Source organism: Rubrobacter tropicus (assembly GCF_011492945.1).
In the GTDB taxonomy this organism is placed as follows: Bacteria; Actinomycetota; Rubrobacteria; order Rubrobacterales; family Rubrobacteraceae; genus Rubrobacter_D; species Rubrobacter_D tropicus.
On sequence record NZ_CP045119.1, the window covers coordinates 2,530,471 to 2,552,190 of the forward strand.

The 21,720-nt window shown below is 65.5% G+C and carries 23 protein-coding genes; 3 read left to right on the forward strand and 20 right to left on the reverse strand.

The annotated features are described in order from the left end of the window. Positions 1-16 precede the first annotated feature (16 nt). The 9 genes from GBA63_RS12650 to GBA63_RS12690 all read right to left on the reverse strand — a co-directional run bounded on the left by GBA63_RS12650 (position 17) and on the right by GBA63_RS12690 (position 9,550). The gene (locus tag GBA63_RS12650; RefSeq protein WP_166176573.1) at positions 17-1,183 is read right to left on the reverse strand and encodes a DNA polymerase III subunit; all 1,167 of its coding nucleotides are present in this window, start codon (positions 1,181-1,183) and stop codon (positions 17-19) included. Next, positions 1,164-1,940 (reverse strand): dTMP kinase, encoded by a 777-nt coding sequence (gene tmk, locus GBA63_RS12655; protein ID WP_166176575.1) that lies wholly within the window; start codon positions 1,938-1,940, stop codon positions 1,164-1,166. The genes GBA63_RS12650 and tmk overlap by 20 nt, the downstream gene beginning before the upstream one ends. After that, the gene (locus tag GBA63_RS12660) at positions 1,835-2,599 is read right to left on the reverse strand and encodes a gamma-glutamyl-gamma-aminobutyrate hydrolase family protein (RefSeq protein WP_207956761.1); all 765 of its coding nucleotides are present in this window, start codon (positions 2,597-2,599) and stop codon (positions 1,835-1,837) included. Before GBA63_RS12660 ends, tmk begins: the two co-directional genes overlap by 106 nt. 167 nt (positions 2,600-2,766) lie before the next feature. Continuing rightward, the gene (locus GBA63_RS12665; protein WP_166176577.1) at positions 2,767-4,875 is read right to left on the reverse strand and encodes a DNA topoisomerase I; all 2,109 of its coding nucleotides are present in this window, start codon (positions 4,873-4,875) and stop codon (positions 2,767-2,769) included. A gap of 144 nt (positions 4,876-5,019) precedes the next feature. Continuing rightward, complete coding sequence (locus tag GBA63_RS12670) at positions 5,020-5,589, reverse strand: flavoprotein (RefSeq protein ID WP_166176579.1); 570 nt, start codon at positions 5,587-5,589, stop codon at positions 5,020-5,022. Then, a complete protein-coding gene (locus tag GBA63_RS12675; protein WP_166176581.1) occupies positions 5,586-6,512 on the reverse strand; it encodes a hypothetical protein in 927 nt (308 codons plus the stop codon). Before GBA63_RS12675 ends, GBA63_RS12670 begins: the two co-directional genes overlap by 4 nt. 362 nt (positions 6,513-6,874) lie before the next feature. Further along, positions 6,875-8,269 (reverse strand): hypothetical protein, encoded by a 1,395-nt coding sequence (locus GBA63_RS12680; protein ID WP_166176583.1) that lies wholly within the window; start codon positions 8,267-8,269, stop codon positions 6,875-6,877. Beyond that, positions 8,266-8,904: a hypothetical protein gene (locus tag GBA63_RS12685; protein WP_166176585.1), complete on the reverse strand. Its 639-nt coding sequence runs from the start codon at positions 8,902-8,904 to the stop codon at positions 8,266-8,268. Before GBA63_RS12685 ends, GBA63_RS12680 begins: the two co-directional genes overlap by 4 nt. Beyond that, complete coding sequence (locus GBA63_RS12690; protein ID WP_166176587.1) at positions 8,894-9,550, reverse strand: hypothetical protein; 657 nt, start codon at positions 9,548-9,550, stop codon at positions 8,894-8,896. The genes GBA63_RS12685 and GBA63_RS12690 overlap by 11 nt, the downstream gene beginning before the upstream one ends. Positions 9,551-9,683: 133 nt before the next feature. Here GBA63_RS12690 and GBA63_RS12695 point away from each other — a divergent pair, with 133 nt between their 5' ends. Next, the gene (locus GBA63_RS12695) at positions 9,684-10,931 is read left to right on the forward strand and encodes an MFS transporter (protein WP_166176589.1); all 1,248 of its coding nucleotides are present in this window, start codon (positions 9,684-9,686) and stop codon (positions 10,929-10,931) included. On the opposite strand, the gene GBA63_RS12700 is transcribed toward GBA63_RS12695, so the two are convergent. Then, entirely contained in the window at positions 10,878-11,876 is a 999-nt protein-coding gene (locus GBA63_RS12700; RefSeq protein ID WP_166176591.1) for a lysylphosphatidylglycerol synthase transmembrane domain-containing protein, read from the reverse strand. The genes GBA63_RS12695 and GBA63_RS12700 overlap by 54 nt on opposite strands. Position 11,877: 1 nt before the next feature. Beyond that, entirely contained in the window at positions 11,878-12,765 is an 888-nt protein-coding gene (locus GBA63_RS12705) for a decaprenyl-phosphate phosphoribosyltransferase (RefSeq protein WP_166176593.1), read from the reverse strand. Positions 12,766-13,019: 254 nt separating this feature from the next. On the opposite strand from GBA63_RS12705, the gene menA reads away from it, so the two are divergent. After that, positions 13,020-13,919 (forward strand): 1,4-dihydroxy-2-naphthoate octaprenyltransferase, encoded by a 900-nt coding sequence (gene menA / locus GBA63_RS12710; protein ID WP_166176595.1) that lies wholly within the window; start codon positions 13,020-13,022, stop codon positions 13,917-13,919. Then, on the forward strand, positions 13,912-14,379 hold the full coding sequence (locus GBA63_RS12715; RefSeq protein ID WP_166176597.1) for an SRPBCC family protein: 468 nt from the start codon (positions 13,912-13,914) through the stop codon (positions 14,377-14,379). The genes menA and GBA63_RS12715 overlap by 8 nt, the downstream gene beginning before the upstream one ends. Before the next feature lie 166 nt (positions 14,380-14,545). Here the strand turns inward: GBA63_RS12715 and tatC are convergent, their stop codons facing one another. The 9 genes from tatC to GBA63_RS12760 all read right to left on the reverse strand — a co-directional run bounded on the left by tatC (position 14,546) and on the right by GBA63_RS12760 (position 21,716). Continuing rightward, positions 14,546-15,421 carry a twin-arginine translocase subunit TatC gene (tatC, locus tag GBA63_RS12720; protein WP_166176599.1) on the reverse strand — a complete coding sequence of 292 codons (876 nt, stop codon included), beginning with the start codon at positions 15,419-15,421 and terminating at the stop codon, positions 14,546-14,548. Between the two features lie 27 nt (positions 15,422-15,448). After that, positions 15,449-15,748: a twin-arginine translocase TatA/TatE family subunit gene (locus tag GBA63_RS12725; RefSeq protein ID WP_166176601.1), complete on the reverse strand. Its 300-nt coding sequence runs from the start codon at positions 15,746-15,748 to the stop codon at positions 15,449-15,451. A 66-nt stretch (positions 15,749-15,814) separates the two neighbouring features. Continuing rightward, positions 15,815-16,450 (reverse strand): tetratricopeptide repeat protein, encoded by a 636-nt coding sequence (locus tag GBA63_RS12730; RefSeq protein ID WP_166176603.1) that lies wholly within the window; start codon positions 16,448-16,450, stop codon positions 15,815-15,817. A gap of 28 nt (positions 16,451-16,478) precedes the next feature. Continuing rightward, positions 16,479-17,720 carry an amidohydrolase family protein gene (locus GBA63_RS12735; protein ID WP_166176605.1) on the reverse strand — a complete coding sequence of 414 codons (1,242 nt, stop codon included), beginning with the start codon at positions 17,718-17,720 and terminating at the stop codon, positions 16,479-16,481. Further along, on the reverse strand, positions 17,713-18,636 hold the full coding sequence (locus GBA63_RS12740) for a polyprenyl synthetase family protein (RefSeq protein ID WP_166176607.1): 924 nt from the start codon (positions 18,634-18,636) through the stop codon (positions 17,713-17,715). Before GBA63_RS12740 ends, GBA63_RS12735 begins: the two co-directional genes overlap by 8 nt. A gap of 37 nt (positions 18,637-18,673) precedes the next feature. Next, positions 18,674-19,432: a class I SAM-dependent methyltransferase gene (locus GBA63_RS12745; RefSeq protein WP_166176609.1), complete on the reverse strand. Its 759-nt coding sequence runs from the start codon at positions 19,430-19,432 to the stop codon at positions 18,674-18,676. Continuing rightward, on the reverse strand, positions 19,416-19,853 hold the full coding sequence (locus GBA63_RS12750; RefSeq protein WP_166176611.1) for a hypothetical protein: 438 nt from the start codon (positions 19,851-19,853) through the stop codon (positions 19,416-19,418). The genes GBA63_RS12745 and GBA63_RS12750 overlap by 17 nt, the downstream gene beginning before the upstream one ends. Next, on the reverse strand, positions 19,850-21,133 hold the full coding sequence (hemL, locus tag GBA63_RS12755; RefSeq protein ID WP_166180146.1) for a glutamate-1-semialdehyde 2,1-aminomutase: 1,284 nt from the start codon (positions 21,131-21,133) through the stop codon (positions 19,850-19,852). Before hemL ends, GBA63_RS12750 begins: the two co-directional genes overlap by 4 nt. 391 nt (positions 21,134-21,524) lie before the next feature. Next, positions 21,525-21,716: a hypothetical protein gene (locus tag GBA63_RS12760; protein WP_166176613.1), complete on the reverse strand. Its 192-nt coding sequence runs from the start codon at positions 21,714-21,716 to the stop codon at positions 21,525-21,527. Between the last annotated feature and the right edge of the window lie 4 nt (positions 21,717-21,720).

Genomic DNA, 21,720 nt, shown 5'->3' on the forward strand with positions numbered 1-21,720 from the left:
GCGTAGCAGAGCTTGGCTACGCCCCAGCCCGGGATGCGGACGTCGACGAGCCGGGGAAGGGTTCTAGTACTCTCCGCCGTATCCGCGATAGCGCCACCTCCAGGATCGCCTCCGGGGAGACATTATACGCAAGCGCCGCCCTCGCTTCCCCCAATACCTGCGCCGCCCCGGCCCAGTCGGCGTCCGGGTGCTCGTCCACCCATGCCCCGAGCTCGTCGAGCCTGTCCACGTTCGCCGCGAGCTCCCGAGCCCCCGCCGCCACCGCCCCGGCGTCCCGGTACATCAGGGCCAGAAGGTCCAGGGCTTCGCGAACCGCCCCGTCCCGCGCCGCCTTTCCGGCCCTCTTTGCCCCGTCCTTGGCCCGCCGGTCCGGCTCCTCGAACGAGGCGAGCACCTCCTTCTCCCGGGCGGCGCCGAGGGCCTCGGCCCGCGCCACGATCTCCTCCACGGCCCCGTAACGCCCCTCGAAGTCCTCGCCGAAGGAGGATCCGGCCCGGAAGACCGCCCGCCGCAACTCCGCGAGCCCGGGGTCCTCCGCGTAGCGCAACGCCAGCCCGACGCTCCCCCGCCCGAGCGCCGCCGCGAGGGCCGGCTCCTCCACCCCGCGCCCGCGCAGGAACTCTTCGACCTCCGCGGTCGGCACCGGGTTGAACCGGACGGCCTGGGCACGGGAGAGGATCGTCGGCATTACACCCTCGCGCGAGGTGGCGAGCAGCACGAAGACCGCCTCGCCCTCCGGCTCCTCCAGCGTCTTCAACAGGGCGTTTGCCGCCTGCACGTTCAGCGTATCCGCCTCCAGGATAAAGACCCGGCGCGCGCCCTCGAAAGGCCGGCTTGCCGCGAGGCGCAGGATCTCGCGCACCTGCCCTATGGTCGTAAAGGCCCCTTCGGGCCGAATCTCCGCGAGGTCGGGATGAAGCCCGCGCCGAGCCCTATCTTCGGCCCCCGCGTCCCCGCCGGCCACGAGCGCGGCCCCAAACAACCGCGCCACCGTCCTTTTTCCGACCCCGGCGAGCCCGAAAAAGATGTAAGCGTGCGCCGCCTCACCGGTCGAGAGGGCATTCTCGAGCAGCCGAATCGTCGTGGCGTTCCCGAAAACGCCGTTGAACGTCCCTGTTCCGCCCACAGTCATGCCGCCGCCGGTCCGAGATCCACGCCTCTCCTCAAGTAGCCTCTTGGTCACGAGTATATTGCAGCTGGCGCATCTCACCCACGATCTTCTCGGCCATCTCCCCGGGCGAGCGCGACGCGTCGAGAACGACGATTCTCTCGGGCTCCTGACGCGCCAGTTCCTCGAAACCCTCCTCCACCCGGCGCATGAAATCCGCGCCCACGACCTCGATCCTGTCAAGCGCAGCCCCGAGCTCGCGCGCCCGCCGCTCCCGCTCCCCTGATCGGAGGCGCAGGTAGAAAGTCTTATCAGGGATCACGGCGCCGACGGCGTAGGCGTTGAGCCCGCGCACGGCCTCCAACCCGAGCCCCCTCCCGAAGCCCTGGTAGGCGAGGCTCGAGTCCAGGTACCTCTCGCAAACGACGTCCTCGCCCCGCTCCAGACGGGGCAGGACCTCGCCGCGGGCGTGGTCCGCCCGGGCGGCCGCGTAGAGGTACGCCTCGGTCCACGCGTCCATCTCGGCCTCGGGATCTAGCACGATGTCCCGGATCCTCTCGGCGACCGGCGTCCCCCCCGGCTCCCGCGTGAAGTGCGTGCCGGTGCCGGCCAACGAGTCTTTCAAGGCACGCACGAGGGTCGTCTTGCCGGAGAAATCCAGACCTTCGATGGTGAAGAACAGCCCCCTGGCGGGGACGTCTCGCGGGGGTCTCGCGGCGGTCCGCCCTACGCCGCGGCCTGACGGCGGGCGTGGTGCTCGGCCGCCGAGACGTGGGCCTCGAAGAGGGCGCGCTGCTGGCGGCTCGCCCCGCGCATGGCCTCGGCGTGCCACTGCACCCCGACGAGCCAGCGGTCCGAGAGATCCGTGCCCTCTATCCCCTCGACCACCCCATCCTCCGAACGGGCGGAGACGACCAGGCCGTCGGCGAGGTCTTTGATCCCCTGGTGGTGGTAGGAGTTGACCTTCACCACACCCCGCCCCGCCACCTCAGCGAGATAAGAGCCGTCCCTGACCTCTATCTCGTGCGTGGCCTGCCACTTGGGGGTGGTCTGCCGGTGCTTGAGGACCTCTCCCCCGAACTGGGAAGGAAGGTCCTGGTAGAGCGTCCCGCCGAGCACCACGTTCAAAACCTGAAGCCCCCGGCAGATGCCGAAGACGGGGATCCCACGCCGCAACGCAACCTCGAGTAACGCCACCTCGAACGCGTCCCGCTCGGGAATGGTCGGCCCGAGCTCCGGCGACGGTTCTTCGCCGTAGTAGCGCGGGTCGAGGTCGCTGCCGCCGCTCAAGAGCAACCCGTCGAGGCCGCCGATCACGGCCTCCGCCATCCGCCTCTCCCCGACGGGCGGCAACACGACGGGCGCCCCACCGGCCTCGGCCACCCCGGCGACGTAATCCAGATCGGCCCGCACGAAATGACCGAGCGGGCGCTCCGCCACCTGGTCGATGTCCTCTTTTAATGTCGCCGTTACGCCGATTATGGGGGTCAATGCCTACTCACTTTTTAACGCCGTCTTCTTATACCTTAACTATAACGCAGCAGAATAGCAAACCAAGACGGCGATGGCGAGGATAATGAGGTAGCCGCCGACCCGGGTCAGGCGCGACGGCGGTCGGTTGGGATGATCCTGGAGGAATTCGAGGTCGAGTCTCTCCGCTACGTGGTGGACTTCACCGGTTCCTTCGCGCTCTCCTCTGATGGGCTCCCCCCCTCTTGCTGTTCTCTCTTGGCCTTCTCGGCCGCTTCCTTCTGGGCCAGCTTCTTCGGGCAATCCATATTGATGCAGGTCACCCAGGGACGCTTGCCGCCGAGCACCTTTATCTCGGGGGAGCCGCAGGCATCACAGGTGGTTCCGAGGGGTATGATCTCACCCCGCTGCGGCAGCGGGTAGGTCACGTTGCAGTCGGGGTAGCCCGAGCAGCCCACGAACCGTTTGCGGCTCTTGCGGCTGCGGCGGACTATGAGGTCGTGCCCGCTCTCGGGGCACTTGCCCAGAGTCTCGTCCGTGCGGATGCCCTCCCAGACGATGTCGGCGAACTCCGTCTCGACGTTCTGGAGGTGGTCGTAGACGCGGCGCAGCACGTCGCGGGACTCGTCGACCACGGAGTCCTTGGAGATCTTACCCTCCGAGATGGCGTCCATGCTCTTTTCGAGCTCGGCCGTCATCTCGTGGGAGGCTATCTCCGAGGCGAAGTCCGTGAGGGCCTCGGCGACCTTGACGCCCTTCTCGGTCGGCACGAGCGGATCGTCGTGGACGTAGCCGCGGTCGTAGAGGTTCTGGATGATGTTCGGGCGGGTCGCCTTCGTGCCGAGCCCCAAGTCCTCCATCACGTTTATGAGGCGGCCGGCGCCGTAGCGGCCCGGCGGCTGGGTCTCCTTGGCGTGGATCGTCTTCTCGACGACCTTCACCACGTCGCCCTCCTGGAGGTTCGGTATCTCCTCGTCCGCGCGGCGGCTGTACGGGTAGACGCCGAGCCAGCCCTCTTCGGTAACGACCGTGCCGCCCGTGGTGAGCGGCTCGCCGCCGGAGTCGAAGCGCAGGGTGGTGCGCAGGGACTTCGACGGGCCCGAGAGCGTGGCGAGAAAGCGGCGGACTACGAGCTGGTAGATCTTCCACTGGTCGTCCCGCAGCGCGTTCTTGGAGGCGTAGCCGGTAGGGTAGATCGGGGGGTGGTCAGTCGTCTCTTTCTTGCCCCGCGTCGGCGAGAGCTTCCCGCCCGCAAGCAACTTCTCCGCGTACGGCCCGGCCCCCTCGACGCGCTTGAGGTAACCGAGCACCTCGGGCAAATCGAGCGATTTCGGGTAGACGGTGTTGTCCGTCCTCGGGTACGAGACGTACCCGTCCGTGTACAGGTCTTCCGCGAGCCTGGCCGCCCTCGACGGGCTGTAGCCGAGGTTCGAGGCGGCCGTCAGGAAAGCGGTCGTGTTGAAGGGCGTCGGCGGGTTGCGGGTCGCGGATTTCTGCTCGACCCCGGTGACGGTCGCCTCGTCCGCGACGTTCTCGTAGGCCTCTTTGACCTTCGCCTCTTCGTCGAAGCGGGCGGTCTTGTGACGAACCGTGAACGGCTCGCCGTTTCTCAGGTCTACTTCCAGCTCCCAGTAAGGAACGGGGACAAACGCGCGGCGCTCCTTCTCGCGCTCGGCTATGAGGGCGAGGGTCGGGGACTGGACGCGGCCGACCGAGAGGAACGCGGGGCCGTAGCGCTTCGTGGCGCGGGAGACCCACCGGGTAAGGGTGGCGCCCCAGATCAGGTCGATGTCCTGCCTGGCCTCCCCCGCCTCCGCGAGCTCCCTCGAAACCTCGACGAGCTCGTCAAACGCCCGGTTGACCTCCCCCGGCGTAAGCGCCGAGAACCGCGCCCGCTCGACGTGGTCGACCAGCTTCGGGTTCGCCTCGAAGACCAGCGAGAGCGCTTCCACCCCGATCAACTCCCCCTCGCGGTCGAAGTCCGTGGCGATTACCACCTTATCCGCCTTCTTGGAGAGGGACTTGACCGCGTCGGCAACGCCCTTCTCGGATACGGACTTCAGGATCTCGGCGTCGATCAGCTCCCGGGGCTCGACCTTCTGCCAGTTCGAGTACTGCTCGGGGTACTCGGGGTTCAGCACGTGCCCCTTGAGCCCGACCGAGACCGTCTCCTCGCCCTTCCACGTAAAAGTGTGGTGCGGCACGGAGCGGTGCTTCCCCTCCTTCACCGAACCCTCCGCCAGAAACTGGGAAACCTTTTTGGCCGTATTGGCCTTCTCAGAAATGATTAGTCGCATATAGCTCCCGGTTATAACACAGCGCAGCCGACGGATTTGATAGTCGGGGTCCGACCGAGGCTCGATGCCCGAATCGACGATGGTCGTTCGCCAGATTGGCGAGGCGCGCTCGGGGCTACCGGCACCCGGTTTTCGGCACAAAGATCAGAACTGGCGCAACATCTTTTCCAGGCGTCCGATAAGGACGTCGGGCTCCGGAAGAACGAGGGTATCGGTCACCACACCCGTCCCGACCTCGTAGGCCGGGGCGTGCTTCGGCCCGACCACGACGTGCCCATCCTCCGTAAGGGTCCGAAGGTTTCTTTGAACGGCCTCCTTGCTCCACATTTTCTCGTTCAGGTTCGGGCAGAAGATCACGGGAGTCTGGGAGGCCAGTATCGTCGTCGTGAGGAGATTCTGGGCAAGCCCATTTGCAGCTTGGCCGAGGATGTTGGCAGAGGCCGGCAGGATCAAGAACATATCCGCCCAGTTGGCCAGCTCGACATGACCGGGTCTCTTCTGAGATGTAGGCACCTCGTCCAAGAACACCTCGTCGCAGAGCAAGGCGACGGTCGAGGGGGAAAGTAGTTGGGCTGCCGCTCCGGTCATGATGACGCGCACTTCTCTGGCGAACGCGGCCCGGAGGGCCACGAGATAGGTCGGGAGGTTGAGGATGGCTATGGAGCCCGAAACCCCGACTAGAAGATGGTCAATGCTCGACCGTGGCTCGCTCAATAGTCGGAAGGCTCCAGCTTGAGCAAGCGCGCGTAGTCTTCCCGCAAAACCTGGGCTTGCCGCCTGCAGCCGTGCTGGATGGACTCCCAGCGGGGAAGACCCGAGCGGGCGAGTTCAGCGGCACGCGTAAAATGATGCTCGGCGCGCTTGAGCGTCTCGGTGACGATGCCTTCCTTGAGGGCTACCTCGTAGAACTCGTCCGCGTCTCTGGGAGACCGGTCCCCAAAACATCGGAGCGTACGGCCTACGGTCCAGGTCAAGGTACCGCGGCGAAAGTCTTCCTCTACATCCAGGGCGTCGTCGTAGAGTTGGGCTCCAAGCCCCCACGCGTGCCAGGAGTCGGTCGCCCTCGTGTACTGGTCTTCGTCGGCCCTCACCAGGGTCAAGAGCGCGTCCAGGGGTGCGCGCACAGAACTGTGACGCGCCTCCGCATGGACCTCGTAGTCCGCAAGCGCAAGCGGGCGTCCGAACGTCGCCCGCCTCTTACCATCGAGCACCAGCGATATCGAGTGCCGGGCGTAGAGCGTCGCGAGTCGCTGAAAGAAGGAAGCGGCCGTCCCGTCCGGCAGCGCCCTGGCGTAGTAATGGTTTGTCAGGGCAACTATGGCCTCGTTCAAACCCTGCGAAGGCGTCAAGGACACAAAAGTGTCGTGTTCGTCCACCATCTCGTCCAACCAGCGATTTCGTGCGTTCTCGAGCTTCGCGGCCACCGCCAGGGCCCGCAATGACTCGGGCTGTGCTTCCTGTTCAGCCCAAACAGGAAGCAGGTGCGCCGGCATCAGTTGTATGATCGGCTCGTCGACTAGCAGGTATGAGTAAAACCTCTCGAACTCAGCCTCGCGCGTGTAAGACAAACCGCTGGCCGCGTCTATGGCCTCCTGGCACACCTCGGCGTTGTTCAGCCACCCGGACGCAGGAACCACAGGGCAACTTTGAGCATCTTTCCCCATCGTCCTCGAATTTCAGAGAGTCCGAGGGCCGGCAGCCGAGGCGCTCAACATCCCCAAGTGCCGCACCTGCGCATCACTACCGTCATCCCGTTCGGAAGGGCAACGTATGGAGTGTTGCCTGAGATCGCCACTGCATAGGAGGCGGAATTGTTCGAGGACAACGAGTTCAGCTCTTCTGCAGTGCGTTGCCTTGCCCGCGAAACCAACTCCACAGCATCGGCGACAACCCCTCCCGCCTCCGTATTACGGTGCTCTGCCTTCATGTTTCTCCCTCCTCCTGCGCAGTGGTGGATAACCACGATCGTGCAGTCTATGTCCGTCTTGTATCGGCCGTACTACATCGGCGCTTTAGGCAGCCTCTTATAGTGTAGGGGGCTATAAGAACCATCATCCGACGATGACGTTGCGCCGGTATAAGCTTCGAGTGCTTCTCCGTACCCCGCTCTGTCACCGAGCATCGTTCCTACTCGGTAAGCGTCGATGAGTCCTACATCCGAGGCACCCACGGCGGCGAGATAGAACCACAAAGGCCGGTCTTCGTGCCCGTTGCAATCGGTGGGCATGTGATCCGTTAGACACAGAGCCGCTTCGAGTTCAACATGCAACGACGCCGCATGCGTAGCTCCAGAGCGTGGTGTGGTGCCGTGCGACTCGATCCTACCCAACTTGCGGATCAATTCGGCGTCCTCCACGACCTCGGACTGCAGAATATGTAGATCGCGGGCCCTCTCCGGAGTGACCGTGTCCATGTCGCGAATACTATCTCGTATCGCGGCGATGTGCTGCACGGTGCCAACGGCCCGTTCGGTGTCCGACCGTGAAAGGCCCAATCGATCCGCGGCGACTCCAATACGGTATGAAGCGCTAACGACCCCGCGGGTGGCACCGCCGACAACGGAACGCCACCGGTGAGAGTCGAAGCGGTCCTGCTCAGGCAGCCAACGCGTTGCCATGTGCCGAACCAGGGGTAACGCAAAACCGGGCGTGTAACGCAACGCGACTCCGAGTATGAACGCGCCCACGCACGCGATGGCGAGAGACGCCTCTACGGTCATGAGCACGCTTATCACCGTGACGCGGCTGTCGTCTGGTAACCACGCCCGAGCGCCAGCCCAAGCCGCGGACTCAAGCGCGACGAGCGCCAGGCAGAACGTGGCAACCGCGAAAGCGGCATTCTTCGACCGTAGTCTCACGTCCAGAGACCCGGACCCCGCGGCGTTCAGGAAAAGCACGGCGGCGCAAGTGGCAAAAAACGCCGCCGGGATCGTCAGGGTCCACTTGAAGACGACAAACTCTACCGGAGCTGGAGCCAGCGCCTGCACGGCGGGCGAAGGCCACACGAAACCGAAAATTCCCGCCAGCACCCACGCGGCGGGGAGTACCAGCCCTGCGCTAGCAAGCAGCAACCGTAGTCTGGGTCGGGCCACGACTACGGCCAGCGGTGGCGCTCCCATCCGGAGAGGCAAGTAACCCGCCTGTGCCAGGCACAGGCAGGATACGACGGCCCCGAAGGGCAGTTCAGAAATGAGAGCGGCCGCTATCTCGGTACGCTCTCCACCCACGTCTAAAGCAGCGGAGATCCCGAAGATGATGGCGAGCGCCACGAGGTTCATGGCGATAACGGCGCTGAACCACGTGTTTCGCGAAGACAGCATCACCCCGAGGAAGAACAGCGACGCCGCGAAGCACACCAGCGCCAAAACCAGCGATTGCTGCTGGAAGGCGTTCAAAGGATATCGTACATCCGCTGGGCATAAGGATTCTCGCTACCCAAACATCCGGCCACGAAAGCGTAGCCGGCACGAAGATCAGCTTCGTGCTCGCGATCTCCGATCCGCGCGAAGGGCAAGCCCCGGGCCAGACGCTTTTTGTGCGGGACCTCAAGCGTAGGTAGAAACGGCGACGTCACAGACAGCAAATCAACATCGCACGGGTCGACGAACAGGTCGCCTGCCGCCAGGTGTCCGAGCTCGTGCAACAACGTAAAAGCGAGGGCGAACGGTGGCAGGCTTCCGGGAACGATGACGTGAGCCCTGTCGAGATCGGCCCGGTACCGTATCTCGCCCGTGACGCCCTTGCGCGCCAACTCCCGCGAAAGTAATGGATGCGCCGTGTCGGGTATGATGTCCACTGAGATGGTCAAGCCAAGATATCTGCCCAGGGCACCAGCATACTGCATGGGTCCGAAAGGTTGATCGGACAAACCTATAACCACCAGTTCCTCTTGGAATTGCTCTTGAGTCAAGAAACGGCGAGACCCAGGCGGGTCATTTTCGGCAGCACTCCCCCGCCTTAGCCAGCGTCCCATTTTTTGCAGGTTGGCAGGCAGAGTACGAAAAAGACTCGCCGGCGTCTCAACGCTCATGGGTGGCACCCCGCGAGTCCTCGAACTGTTGAATGATGCCCAGGATCATCTCTTTCTCCCGGCCAGGAAGATGAAGGCTCTTGTGCGCTATCGCGCTGACGGTCTCGTCTCGAAATATCTCCATCGCCTCTTGGTCGAGAAGTGGCGGCCTCTTCGCCTGGTTGAGGAAATACGAGGGGGGTACGCCAAAGACGTCCGCGAGCGCCACTATCTGGTCTCCCGATGGATCAGAGAGCGTACCGGTTCTGATCGCCTTCACGTCCTTTTCGCTGAGATCCCCGAGGCTCGCGCGGGCCACATCAGCATCGGTGTATGCCCTGCCGGTCGCCTCGTTCACCGTCATTGCCATGAGATGCGCGACCCTCTCGGCCAGGTCGGCGCCTTCAGGCTCCGGCGCCATACGCGCGCCCGACTCCGCCGTCAGATCCTCCTCGAACCACAACTCAGGCGGGAACCCGACCGCCTTGGCTATCGCCCTGAGCTTTTCGTACCCGGGATTGTCGATCCTGCCCTTGCGGAGGTTGGTCACGTAGGAGCGCGTCACCACCCCACCCGTCGCTTCGTCTATTTCCTGCCCGCTCCAGGTTCGACCATCCGGATGCGGGTGAGCCGCTAGTAACATCTCGAACCGCTCGGCTATGTGCATGGCCTACCCCACTAATGTCCCTACGTTGCAAATACGATACCATGAGCGCCTATGTTTAAGCAATACTACAAGGCGTAGAGACCGGAAATGTCCTCGATGTGTCCCCTTCGGTCGGAAAGTCGGCGGTGTTGAGATGAGCGTGCGAGGTTCCGCGCTCTTGTCGCCGCTGAAGGGCACGGCCTTCAGGCGCTTGTGGGCTGGGGCCAGCCTTTCGATGCTGGCCGATCAGGCTTTCCTCGTGTCCCTGACGTGGCTGGTGCTCAGGATCACCGAATCCGGCGCTTCCCTGGGTGTCGTCCTCGCGGTGGCATCGGTGCCCGGCATCGTCCTCACCCCCCTGGGCGGAGTCCTGAGCGATAAGTTGTCGCCCGTTGTCGTCATGTCCTCTGCCAGTATCGTCCGCGCCGTGCTGATGGGCCTGCTTGCACTACTCGTACTTACGGACGCGGTTCGGATCTGGCACGTTTATTTGCTTGCCGGGGGACTGAGCGCGCTAGACGCCCTGTACTATCCGGCCTCGATGTCCGTAGTACCTACTCTGGTGGACCGTGACCGCCTCAAAGCGGCGAACGCCCTCACACAAGGCGTCGAGCAGATCAGCAGCATCTTGGGACCCGCGCTCGCGGGTCTGGTGCTGGCGCTCTTTGGCCTCTGGATAAACTTGGGAGCCAACGCCGTCCTGTTCCTGATCTCCGCCGCGATCTTCGCCGCGTTGGCGCGCACCGTTGCCCCCGGGGCGAGGACCTTTGATGGAGGCGAGACGGGAGGTGCCGAAGATGGCGCGAACACTCTATCGGCCCTCGCCGAAGGGGTGCGATACGCTTGGGGTGATCCCGTAATCAGGACCATAATGCTGGTACTGGTCGGAATAAACCTTGCCATGGCGGGCCCGATCTACGTCGGCGGATCTCTTTTGTCGGAGGCCAGGCTGGGAGGCGCCGGCGCGTTCGGAACACTGCTTGCCGTAGGCGGTGTTGGATCTTTGATCGGGGCGATGACGGCAGGTTCTATCGAACGTCTCCGGCGACGCGGAATCGTCGAGTTGGTCTCTACCGCCGTGATGGGCGCCGGCGTAGGGGCATTGGCCTTCGCGCCCAATCTTGCCGTCGCATGTTTCCTGGCGGCTTCTATCGGTATGACGGCCAGTTTCCTGGCCGTCGTGAACATTTCCTGGTTACAGGAGCGCTCCGCACCCGGCCTTACGGGGAGGGTCATGAGCCTGGCAATGTTCTCGGCCATCGCCCTGGACCCGATCTCCTACGTGCTCGCAGGGCTACTCGTCGAATTGAGCCTGTCTATAGTTTTCCTGGCAGCCGGAGGCCTGCTGTTATTCACCGCGCTCGTGGGCGCGATGAGTCGCACCATGAGAACGGTGGACTGACGTTACCGAGGCGTCGCCGAGCATCCTTCGCACCAGCAGCAATCCCAACAGACCGACAAGCGTCGCGAACCAGAGGGTCGCGAGCCGGATCACGAGCGTCAGGGCTCCCGCCAGGCCACTCGACATCCCCGCTATCCTGCCGAACTGGAGCACCAGACCGGCCTCGACCGCGCCGATGCCGCCAGGGATCATGCTGAGCACGCCGAGCAGCGAGCTGACAGCGAAGACGAAGACTACCATCAGGAACCCCGCCTCCGCCCCAAGCCCGACGGCGCAGAGGTAGACGGCGAGGCATTCGAGACCCCAGGACAGAAAAGAGATGGCCGTGCCGACGACGAGGGGACGCGTGCCCAGCAGCTCGTTGGAGGCGCCGTGGAAGGCGTGCAGGTGCGGGGCGAGGCGGTCGAGGAGCGGCAGCTTCAGCAGGACGCGTTCCATGAGGAGCGAGAGCTTTTTTGAGCGGAGGACGGCGATGCCGAACGCGGCGACCGCGAGGAAGGCGAGCATGATCCAGGGCGGAAGGTCCAGGGCGAAGGCGCCGAGGAAGCCCCAGGCGACCATGCCGGTGCCGTCGGTGGCCCGCTCGGCGACGACGGCCGGAGCGGTGCGGGCTATTGGGGCGCCCGAGGCCTGGCGGACGAAGACGCTCTTGAGGACCTCCCCGAGCTTGCCCGGGGAGATGGTCATGGACAATCCCGCCGCGAAGATGGCGGCGTTGGTGCCGAGGGGGACGGAGACCTTTAGGACGTTCAGGTAGTAGAGCCAGCGGAAGAAGCGTCCGGCGTAGGAGAGGGAGACGAGGCCGAGGATCACGGGGATCAGGGCCAGGTCGAAGCCGGCAAGCGCTTCGGCGAGCTCCCCGAAGTTCGAGAAGACGGCCAGGACCAGGTAGACGGCGACGCCGAGGGCGACGGCGAGGACGAGGTTTCTGCCGAGCTTCTCCACCCTAGAGGAAGTAGATGGTCACGCCGACGACGACGAGCCAGAGAAAGAGGGAGACCTGCAGGGGCCTGTCGGCGAGCAGGAGCGTATCCGGGTTGCCGCCGCCGTCGCGGTGGACGAGGAGCATGTAGCGGAAGACGCCGTAGACCACGAACGGGATGCTCGCCATCATGAAGATCTCGTCCTGGCGCTCGTAGACGGTGAAAGTGTAGAGGGTGTAGGCGATGATGGTGGCGCTAATCATTATGTTCATCATCTCGTCCAGCATCGGCACCGAATAGTCCCTGAGGTTCTTGCGGTGGACGACCGCGCCGTCGCCCAAAGTGGCGAGCTCGTGGCGGCGCTTGGAGAAGCCGAGAAAGAGGGTGAGAAGTCCCGTGCAGACTATCAGCCACGGGGAGATCGGGGCCGCGACCGCCGCAACCCCCGCCAGCGCCCGGATCACGAACCCCGCCGAGATGCTCATGACGTCCAGGATCGCTATGTGCTTTAGGACAGGCGTGTAGACGGCCTGCAACGCGAGGTAGGCGAGCCCCGTCGCCAGGACCCCGAGGTTCACGTAGAAACTCAGCGCGAGCCCGCCACCTACGAGCAACGCCGAATAGACGACGGCCGCGGGGACCGGCACCTCACCGCTCGCCACGGGCCTCAGCCTCTTGAGCGGGTGCTTGCGGTCTTCTTCGACGTCGAGGACGTCGTTGAAGGCGTAGACGGCGCCCGAGAGCAAACAGAAGGCGACGAACGTGGTGAGAGCGTCTGCGACGTGCGAGATCGAGAGGGCCTTACCCGCGAACAGCACCCCGGCCAGCACGAACCCGTTCTTGGTCCACTGCTTCGGCCGCGCGAGTCGGAGGTAGGACCCCGGAAATCCCTTGGAGCCGCCCGCTTTCACGATTGCCGGTTATACCAGCTTGTCAGCACGCTGGCTACGCCAGCTTGTCAGCACGCTGCGCCCTTCGGGCTCCGCTTGTCAGCTCGTTCCGCCCTTTGGGCTCCACTCTCAGCACGCTTCGGGCCTAAAGGCCCTCGCTATCAGCTTTCGGCTTTCGGTGGTTGGGGGGAAGTTTGTCTTTTCGGAATTGCGGGGGTGGTGCGGGTACACTTGGCCGGGTATGAGTGATGCGCTCGGGGTTGGAGGAGTGGTGCGTGGCTGAGCCGCGGGGGTCGGTGGTGGGCGAGTGGTTCAGGCTCTCGCGGCCTTTTAGCCTTACGGCGGCGGCGGTGCCGGTCTTTTTCGGGACGGCGCTCGCCTCGGACGATGGGTATTTTTCCTGGGGGCCTTTCGCGGCGATGTTGCTGGGGAGCCTTTTGATCCAGGCCGCCACCAACATGTTCAACGAGTTTTACGACGAGCAGCGCGGGCTCGACGTGAGCGGGACCGTCGGGATCGCGGGCTCGATAGTCGCGGGGCGGGTGCGGGCGCAAAGCGTGCTGTTCGGGGCGCTCTTCTGCTACGTGCTCGCGCTTTTTTGCGGGATCTACTTGATAGTGGTCGGTGGGTGGCCGATCCTGGTCCTCGGGTGCGTCTCGGCGCTCGGCGGCTACCTCTACTCGGCAGGCCCCCGCCCCATCGCCTACACCCCGGCGAGCGAGGCGGCGGTCTTCGTCTTTATGGGCGTGCTTATAGTGGTCATAGCCTACGCCGTCCAGGGCGCGGGCTTCCCCCTCTACGTGCCGCTTGCGGCCCTGCCCATCGGCGGGCCCGTGGCGGCCATACTCCTCGCCAACAACCTCCGTGACCTCGTCTCCGACCGCCGCGGCGGGCGCCGCACGCTCCCGATAGTCTTCGGCCGGGAGACCGGCGTCTTCGTCTACAGGCTCCTCCTCCTCGAACCGTACGTGGCGGTCGGCCTCCTGATGGCCTTCGGCGTGGTCCCGCTCGAGTGCGCCCTGGTCTACCCGAGCCTCTTCGCGGCCCTCAGGCTCTGGCGGGACATAGCCGCGTACTCTACGCCGCGCCGCCTCGACCCCGTCGTCAAGCGAACCGCCGGCCTGCACCTGATCTTCGGTCTCCTCTACACGGCCGGCGTCGTCCTCAGTGGCTGATAAGCACAGGCCGTACCGGGCCGGCTACCTCCTCTCGGGCACCTCGCCGGACAGGGTCTTCGCCACCCTCCTGGACATCGACGGCTTTCCAAAGTGGGCCGTGGGCCTCCGCGGCGCCAGAGCGCTCGACGCGCGGGGCAGAAAGACGGGTGAGATCCGAACAGGCGCCACCCTCGAGTTCGTCCTCAGCGCCGCGGGCCTCACCCACGAGGTCACCAGCGAGATCACGGCCGTCCAACCCCCGCACCTGCTCGAATGGCGCTACACCAAAGGCGCCACCGGCACCGGCGGCTGGTACGTAGAAGAAACCGGAACTAACACCGTAAAGATAACCCTCTCGACCGACTACCAGGTAAGACCGGCCTGGCTGAACGCCCTGGCCCACCGCCCCTTCTTCCGGGGCCTCACCGAAGACCTGCTCCGGCGCTCCATCCGCCGCTTCGAGCAAGAGCTGAGATAGCTCTTAGCTATCAGCTGTCAGCTTTTGGTTCGGTGCGAGCCCGACTGTACGAAGACCGCGGAGCGTTTCAGGCAGAATCTCCACGAACGAAAGCGGCGCCCCCGTGGGGAAGCGCCGCCCGCGCCAGTCTTTGGCTGACCGCTGAAAGCTGAAAGCTGATGGCTACCTACAAATCCCTCTCGTTCCCGTTCTCTTCGTGGGGCTCGGGGTCGTAGTCATCGTCGTCCCGGTCGTCCGTGTAGTCCGGTTCGTCTTCGTCGTCGGTGCGGGCCAGTTCGTGGGCCGTGACCTCTGTGGTCGGGTTGACGTAGCGGGCTATGACGATGGAGAGCTCGTACATGATCACCAGGGGGACGGCGAGCATGATCATGGTGAACGGGTCGGGCGAGGGCGTGATCGCCGCCGCCAGTATCGTGTTGCCGACGATGGCGTGCTTGCGGTACTTTTTGAGCAGGTTCGCGTCGATGAGACCGAGCTTCGCGCACACGTAGGTCGCCGCCGGAAGCTCGAAGACCAGCCCGCAAGCCAGGAGAAATCGCGTGGTAAACGAGAGGTAGTACGTTGGCGTGATCATGGTCTCGTACCTGCCCTGGTCCCAGAACAGGAGGAACTGAAGTCCGGCCGGAAGCACGAAGTAGTACCCGAACGCGATGCCTGCCAGGAATAGAGAGGAGGCAAGCGTAATGATTATGTAGGTGGTTATCCGGCCCATATCACCAACGGCCGGGGCCACGAAGGCCCACGCCTGGTAGAGCAACACCGGGATCGCGAGCACGAACGCCGCCCAGAGGGCGAGCTTCATGTCGCTGATGAACTGCTCCCCGACCGCCGTGACGACGAGTTTCTGGTCCTGAAACTGGCCACCCGCGGGCTCCAGGAGAAAGTAGAAGAGCCGCTCGCGAAAAAACCACGTGACGATGGCGGCTAGGACGAAGACCGCGGCGACCTTGATGATCCTGGAGCGCAACTCGCCCAGGTGCTCGATCAGGGTCATCCGCGCCTCGTCGCGCGGGCTCGTGGGGATTCTTAGTCGGCTAGCCATCTAGGCTGAGACGGTCTTTTTTCGGACCTAGCTGCGCTTCTGCTCGGCCTTCTCGGCCCGGACGGTGGCGTCGTCTTCGACCTTGGCCTCGTCGGTCTTATCCTCGGCGACGGGACCTTCCTCGTCCTTTTTCTCCTTGTCCTTCTTGTCCTTGTCCTCTAGCTGGCCCTCTTTGGTTCCGGCCTTGAACTCGCGCACGCCGCTACCCAGGCCGCGGGCGAGCTCGGGGATGCGCTTCGCCCCGAAGAGTAGCAGGATCACGACGAGGGCTATTATCAACTCCGTCGGTCCTAGTGTTGGCAATCCGGGTATTAGGGCGAAACTCATCTTTCCTCCTCACGGCTGACCCACAAAATCGTTCCGTCCATTATACGCCCTCCGGCGCGGCGCGGATCAAGGCTGAACGCCCGTGGTCTCCTCCCCGCCCGCCAGAAGCGCCGAGATGCGCTCTTTTATAGCCTGGGAATCTTGCCCGTTGGGCTCTCGGTCGAGGTAGCCGTTGTAGTACTTGATGGCTTCTGCGGTCTCGCCGGCCTGGTCGTAGTTCTGCCCGGCCGCCGCGTAGAGGTCCTCGTTCTTCGGGTCGAGTTCCGTGGCGGTGGCGAAGGAGTCGCCGGCCTTGCCGTAGAGCTCTCTCTGCTCTTTGGGCTCGACACCGGGCGCCTGCTGCTGGTAGACGGAGCCGAGCAAAGCCGGTATCTCGGCGTTCTTCGGCGCCTTCTCGCGGCCTTCCCGCAACACTTTCGCGGCGTCGTCGTACTGCCCGTTCTGGGCGTAGAGGCCCGCGAGATCTGTTATGGCGTCGGGGTCTTTGGGGTTGTTTTCAAGGTCCTTCTTCGCCTCGTCTATGGCGTCCTGCGTGCTTGGAACCTGGTCTTGCTGCTGGGCCTGGTCCTGGTTGCCGAACACGTCGAACAGGTTGTAGTTGGTGTTCATACCGAAACCGAGAAGGATCGACGAAAGCAGGAAGAAGGCCGCGAGAACGATGGCGACCACGGCCATAACGCGGCCGAGCCTCTTGCGGTTCATCATCATAGCGGGCTACCCCCGGGGACGTTCAGCCTTCCGCGCGATTGTATATCACGTCGCCACCCGCGACCGTCGCCACCACTCCCCCGCCGGCGGCGGCCTCGACGGCTTCGAGTTCGGGGTCCGAACCACCGGGCGCCACCTCGACGACCGCGAGGTCGGCCCACTTGCCCGCCTCCAGGCTACCCGTCTCCCCGCCGACGCCGACGACCCGCGCCCCCTCCAGCGTCGCCAGGCGAAGGGCCGTGGCCCCGTCGAAGCCGTGGAGGCCCAACGCCACCAAAGTCTCCTCGAAGAGGTTCATGCTCGGGCTGCTCCACAGGCCGTCCGTGCCCATCCCAACCCTCACCCCGCGCTCCATCATCAGCGGCACGGGCGAGACGCCGCAGCCGAGGTTCTCGTTTGACCGGGGGCAGTGGGCAGCAGCGACCCCCGTGCGGGCCAGGATCTCGACCTCTTCCTCCCCCACCCCGGTCGCCAGGTGCGCGGCTATCGTCTCGGGCGCGAGCATCTCGATGCCCTCCGCGTAGCGCACGGGAGAGACCCCGACCCCTCCCCACGCGTTACTGCCGAAGATATCGGCCAGGCCGCCCGTTCCTTTCCGGACGAACTCGACCTCCTCGGGGCTCTCCGAGAGGTGGAAGGCGAGCGTCCAGCCCATCTCCCGCGTCCGGCGCGCCGCCAGCCGGGACGACTCCGGATCGACGGTGTAAGGAGAGTGTACGCTCACCCGCGCCGCGACCCGTGGGGGCAGGCCGTCGTTCATCTTCTGGACCCTCTGGATGATCGAGTCGACTATATCCCGAGGTTCGGCGCCGTCGTAGTCGCCGGGGAAGAACTCGGCGTAGACCGTGCCGGCCATGCCGCTCTCGACGAGCTGAGGCAGGCACTCCCCGTAGGGTGAGGACTCGGCCATAAAGGTGGTGCCGGCCTCCACGGCCTCGCGGGCGGAGTCGCGGGCCGCCTCGGCGGTCCAACTCTCTTTCTCCGGCAGCCGCTCTATGAGCTTCGTCAGCCAGCCCGAGAACGTCCCGCCGGGGGGCGCGTCCTTGGTCCTGAAGCCCAGGTGCGCGTGGGCGTTGACGGCGCCCGGGACGATAGTGGAGCGGGGAAAGAAGCGGACGGGGGCCTCCGGGTTGGCGCGGCTGACCTCCGCGAGGGGGCCGACCGCGGAGATCCTGCCGTCCTGGATAAGCACGGCGCCGTCGGGGATCGGTGGGCCCGAGACCGGCATAAGGGTGCCGGCGGCGAAGATCGCGGCCTCAGGCATCCCTTCCGACCACCTCCGAAGCGACGGATTCCAGAAAATCCCGCTCCGGGCAGTCGGGCAGGAGGCTCAGGTCCCGCAAGGCGCCCTCGATCTCACCCCGCGCCCACTCTTCGGTCTTCTCGACGGCCCCCGTCGCAAGCACGGCCTCTATACCAGCTTCGAGAAGCTCGGCCGACGGCCTGGGGTCCGAGAGCACCCGCCGGATGGTCCCGGAATCCCCCTCCCGCAAGGCGAAGATGACCGGCAGCGTGACGGTCCCCTCGACGAGGTCCGTCCCGATGCCCTTGCCCATGAGGCCGGGCTTGCCGACGAGATCCATGATGTCGTCGGACATCTGGAAGGCGATGCCCAGAGCCTGCCCGTAGGTGGCGAGCGCGTCGATCTGCGCGAGCGAGAGCCCGCCTAAAGTTCCGCCCGCCACGCACGCGACCCTGAAGAGGCCCGCGGTCTTCTTCCTTATGTGCTCCAGGTACGCCTCGACCTCGACGGTGGCCCCGTTGGCCCTGTACTGCTCCAACTCACCGACCGCGAGGCCGACGGACGCCTCCGCGAAGGCCCGCACGAGCCTCGGGTCGCCTATGCCGGCAAGACCGGAGAACGTCTCGGCGAAGAGGTAGTCCCCGGTCGCCGCGGCGACCTCGCGCCCGTAACGCGCCGCGGCCGTGGGTATCCCCCGCCGCGTCTTCGCACCATCCACGATGTCGTCGTGGACCAGGGTCGCCGTGTGCAGGACCTCGATGGCCGTCGCGGCCCGTAGCAGGTCGCCCGTGTCGGCATCCCCCATCCGGGCGGCCAGGATCAGGAGCAGAGGCCTCAGGCGCTTGCCCCCGGACGTCAGAGCCTCCAGCGAAGGCCGCACGAGCGGTGCGGGGGCGCGTTCGCCCACGTCCGCGAGGAGGTCCTCGACCTCGTCCACGGTCTCGAAAGCCCCTTCGGGAAGGGCCGAGCGGAGTTTACCGGGGTCCGTCGCGGCTTCCCGTTCCGCTGTGGAGGGTGATGATGCCGCCCCCGAGCCTGCTCCATGTAACATTTTGTAATCCATTACGCTCCATTATGACAGCTAACTCGCCGGGTGCCACGAACTCTTTCACGGATTCCGGCAAATAAGAGTACGCGTGGGCGTCGCCGGAGATCACACCCCCCACCCTTGGCACTATCCTGTCGAACCACAGCCCGTAAAAGGCGCCGGCCAGCTTTCCGGCGGGCCTGGCTATCTCCAGGCAGACGGCCTGCCCGCCCGGCCTGAGCACCCGGTTCATCTCGGCGAAGAGCCCGTCGAGGTCGGGGATGTTGCGGGCCCCGTAGGCGATAGCGGCCGCGTCGAAGCGCCCGGACGGCACGCCCTGAAGGTCGGTGGCGTCGCCCAGCCTGTACTCGACGTTGGGCGCTGGCCTGGCCTCTGCCGCCCGCAGCATCTCGGAGGAGAAATCCACGCCGAGCACGGAGCCCGTCGGGCCGACGGCGTTCGCGAGCGCGCGGGTGAGGCTCCCCGTGCCGCAGGCGAGGTCGAGGGCGGTATCGCCGGGGCGGAGGCCCGTGGCCCTTACCACCTTGCGGTTCCAGAGCTTGTAGAGTCCCGCGGTCATTACGGCGTTCAGCAGCTCGTAGCGGCCTGCTATGCGGTCGAACATGTCCCGCACGAGGCGGGCCCGCTCCTCGCCCGAGGGCAGGTTTCTCGCGGGCGTCCGCCGCGGGTTACTCGAACCCGTCACGAAGCTCCCGCGCGGCCTCTCGCACCCGCTCCTCTGATCTTTGTGCGCCCTCTTCAGAGACTATGTCCAGCAGTTCGGCGAGGTGTGGGGTCCAGGTATCGACTGAGACGGGTTCGCCCGAGGCGATGCGGCCCGCGCCGTCCCGGATCATGCGGCTCGCGACCGCCACGAAGCGGGGCTCGTCTAACCTGGCTATGGTCTCCACGGAGAGCGCGTAGGCGTTGTCCCCGACCAGCACCCCGTCGTCCGTCGCGCCCCCGGGACCGCAGCCGTAGTGAGCGTCGAAGCCCCGCTGCAGGTGCCCGAGCGCCCGCGCCACGACCCCCGCGCGGTCGTGGCCTTCGGGCAGGCCGGCCGCGGCCTTCAGGAACAGGTCTTCCAGCGAGATGCCGGGCGTGCGCCTGGCGGTCTCTTCCATCAACCCTTCCTCCCCGCGAACCACTCGCCCGCGGCCTCGAAGGTCTTGTCCAGGTCCTCGTCCGAGTGGGCGGCGGAGATGAAACCAGCCTCGTACTGGCTCGGCGCCAGGTAGACGCCGCGCGAGAGCATGTGCCAGAAAAAGTCCTTGAAAGCCCCCGTGTCCGACCGGGCGGCCGAGGCGAAGTCCGTCACCGGGCCTTCGGTAAAGAAGAGGCTCACCATCGAGCCGACGCGGTTGACCGAGTAAGCCACGTCCCCCTGCGAGGCGACGGCCTCCATGCCGCTCTGCCAGCGGGCGCCGAGGTCCTCCAGGCGCTCCTGGGTCTCCGGCAAAAGCGCCGTCTTCAGCGTGGCGAGGCCTGCCGCCATCGCCAGCGGGTTGCCCGAGAGGGTGCCGGCCTGGTAGACGGGCCCCGACGGGGCGACCTTCTCCATGATCTCCCGCCTCCCACCGTAGGCGCCCACGGGCAGTCCGCCGCCGATGATCTTGCCGAGGCACGTCATGTCGGGCACCACGCCGTAGCGCTCCTGTGCCCCGCCCCTGGCGACCCTGAACCCGCTCATCACCTCGTCGAAGATCAGAACGATGCCGTGCTCCTGCGTAAGCTCTCTCAAACCCTCCAGGTAGCCTTCGGCCGGCGGCACGCAGCCCATGTTCCCCGCGACGGGCTCCAGGATGACGGCGGCGAACTCCTCGCCCTCCCGCCCGAACAGCTCCCGCACGGCCTCGAGGTCGTTGTACGGGAGGACGGCCGTGTCCTTGGCGGCGCCCTTCGTGACGCCGGGGCTGTCCGGGAGGCCCAAAGTGGCGACGCCCGAGCCGGCGGAGACCAGCAGCGCGTCGCCGTGACCGTGGTAGTTGCCGTCGAACTTCAGGATGCGCTCGCGGCCCGTGTACCCGCGGGCGACCCTGATGGCGCTCATCGTCGCCTCGGTGCCGGAGTTGGTCATGCGGACCATCTCGATGGAGGGAACGGCCTCGCACACCAGCTCGGCCAGCTCGACCTCCATCCCGGTCGGGGCGCCGAAGGTGGTCCCCTTGCGGGCCGTGCGTTCTATGGCTTCGATCACGTCGGGATGGGCGTGCCCGAGCACGAGCGGACCGTAGCTCATTACGTAGTCGACGTAAGAGTTGCCGTCGACGTCGAAGATGGTCGAGCCTTCTCCTCGTTCCATGAAGAGCGGATCTCCGCCGACCGAGCGGAAGGCGCGCACGGGGCTGTTGACCCCGCCGGGCAGGCGCCTGACCGCCCGCTCCATGAGCCGGGCGGAACGGTCCATCTTCAATAAAGTCCTTGCATCCAGGCTCTCGCCGCTACCCTGCAAAACGCGCGAACCCCCTTGTAAGCGCCTGACGGAAGTGTATTATCCCCGGCCCTCGCCGGTGGTGACAGAGCTTACCCGAAGTCGGCGTTCTTTGACGGGCGTTGCGATGGGGCGAGCGGCCGCGGGGAACCTCAAAACCCAAGAACCAGAAGCGGTTTGCGAAGAGGTTGGGCCTCTTCGCAGGGCCATCAGCTTTCAGCCAGGAGCAAAAGCCGACCGCTGAGAGCGGACACGAAGCCGGAGCGGGCCGATCGCTGACGGCGCGGATCGCAGGGGCCTAAGGCCCCTGCGATCCGCTTTAAGACCTCCCAACACCCATCTGCAACGCGGGCTTCTCCGATCCTCTTCAGCGCCGGCCACCCGTCCGAAGCGCGGCGAAGACCAGTATCACGCCGACGGCAAGCAAGACCGCGCCCAGGGCCGCCCAGAAGGCCTGTCCGGTCATGAAGCTGCCGGGCAGAACGCCGATGCCCTGCAGCAACCATACGCCGCCCACGAGGGCCATCAACCCTCCCAACACCAGCAGCACGTAGCGCATCCGG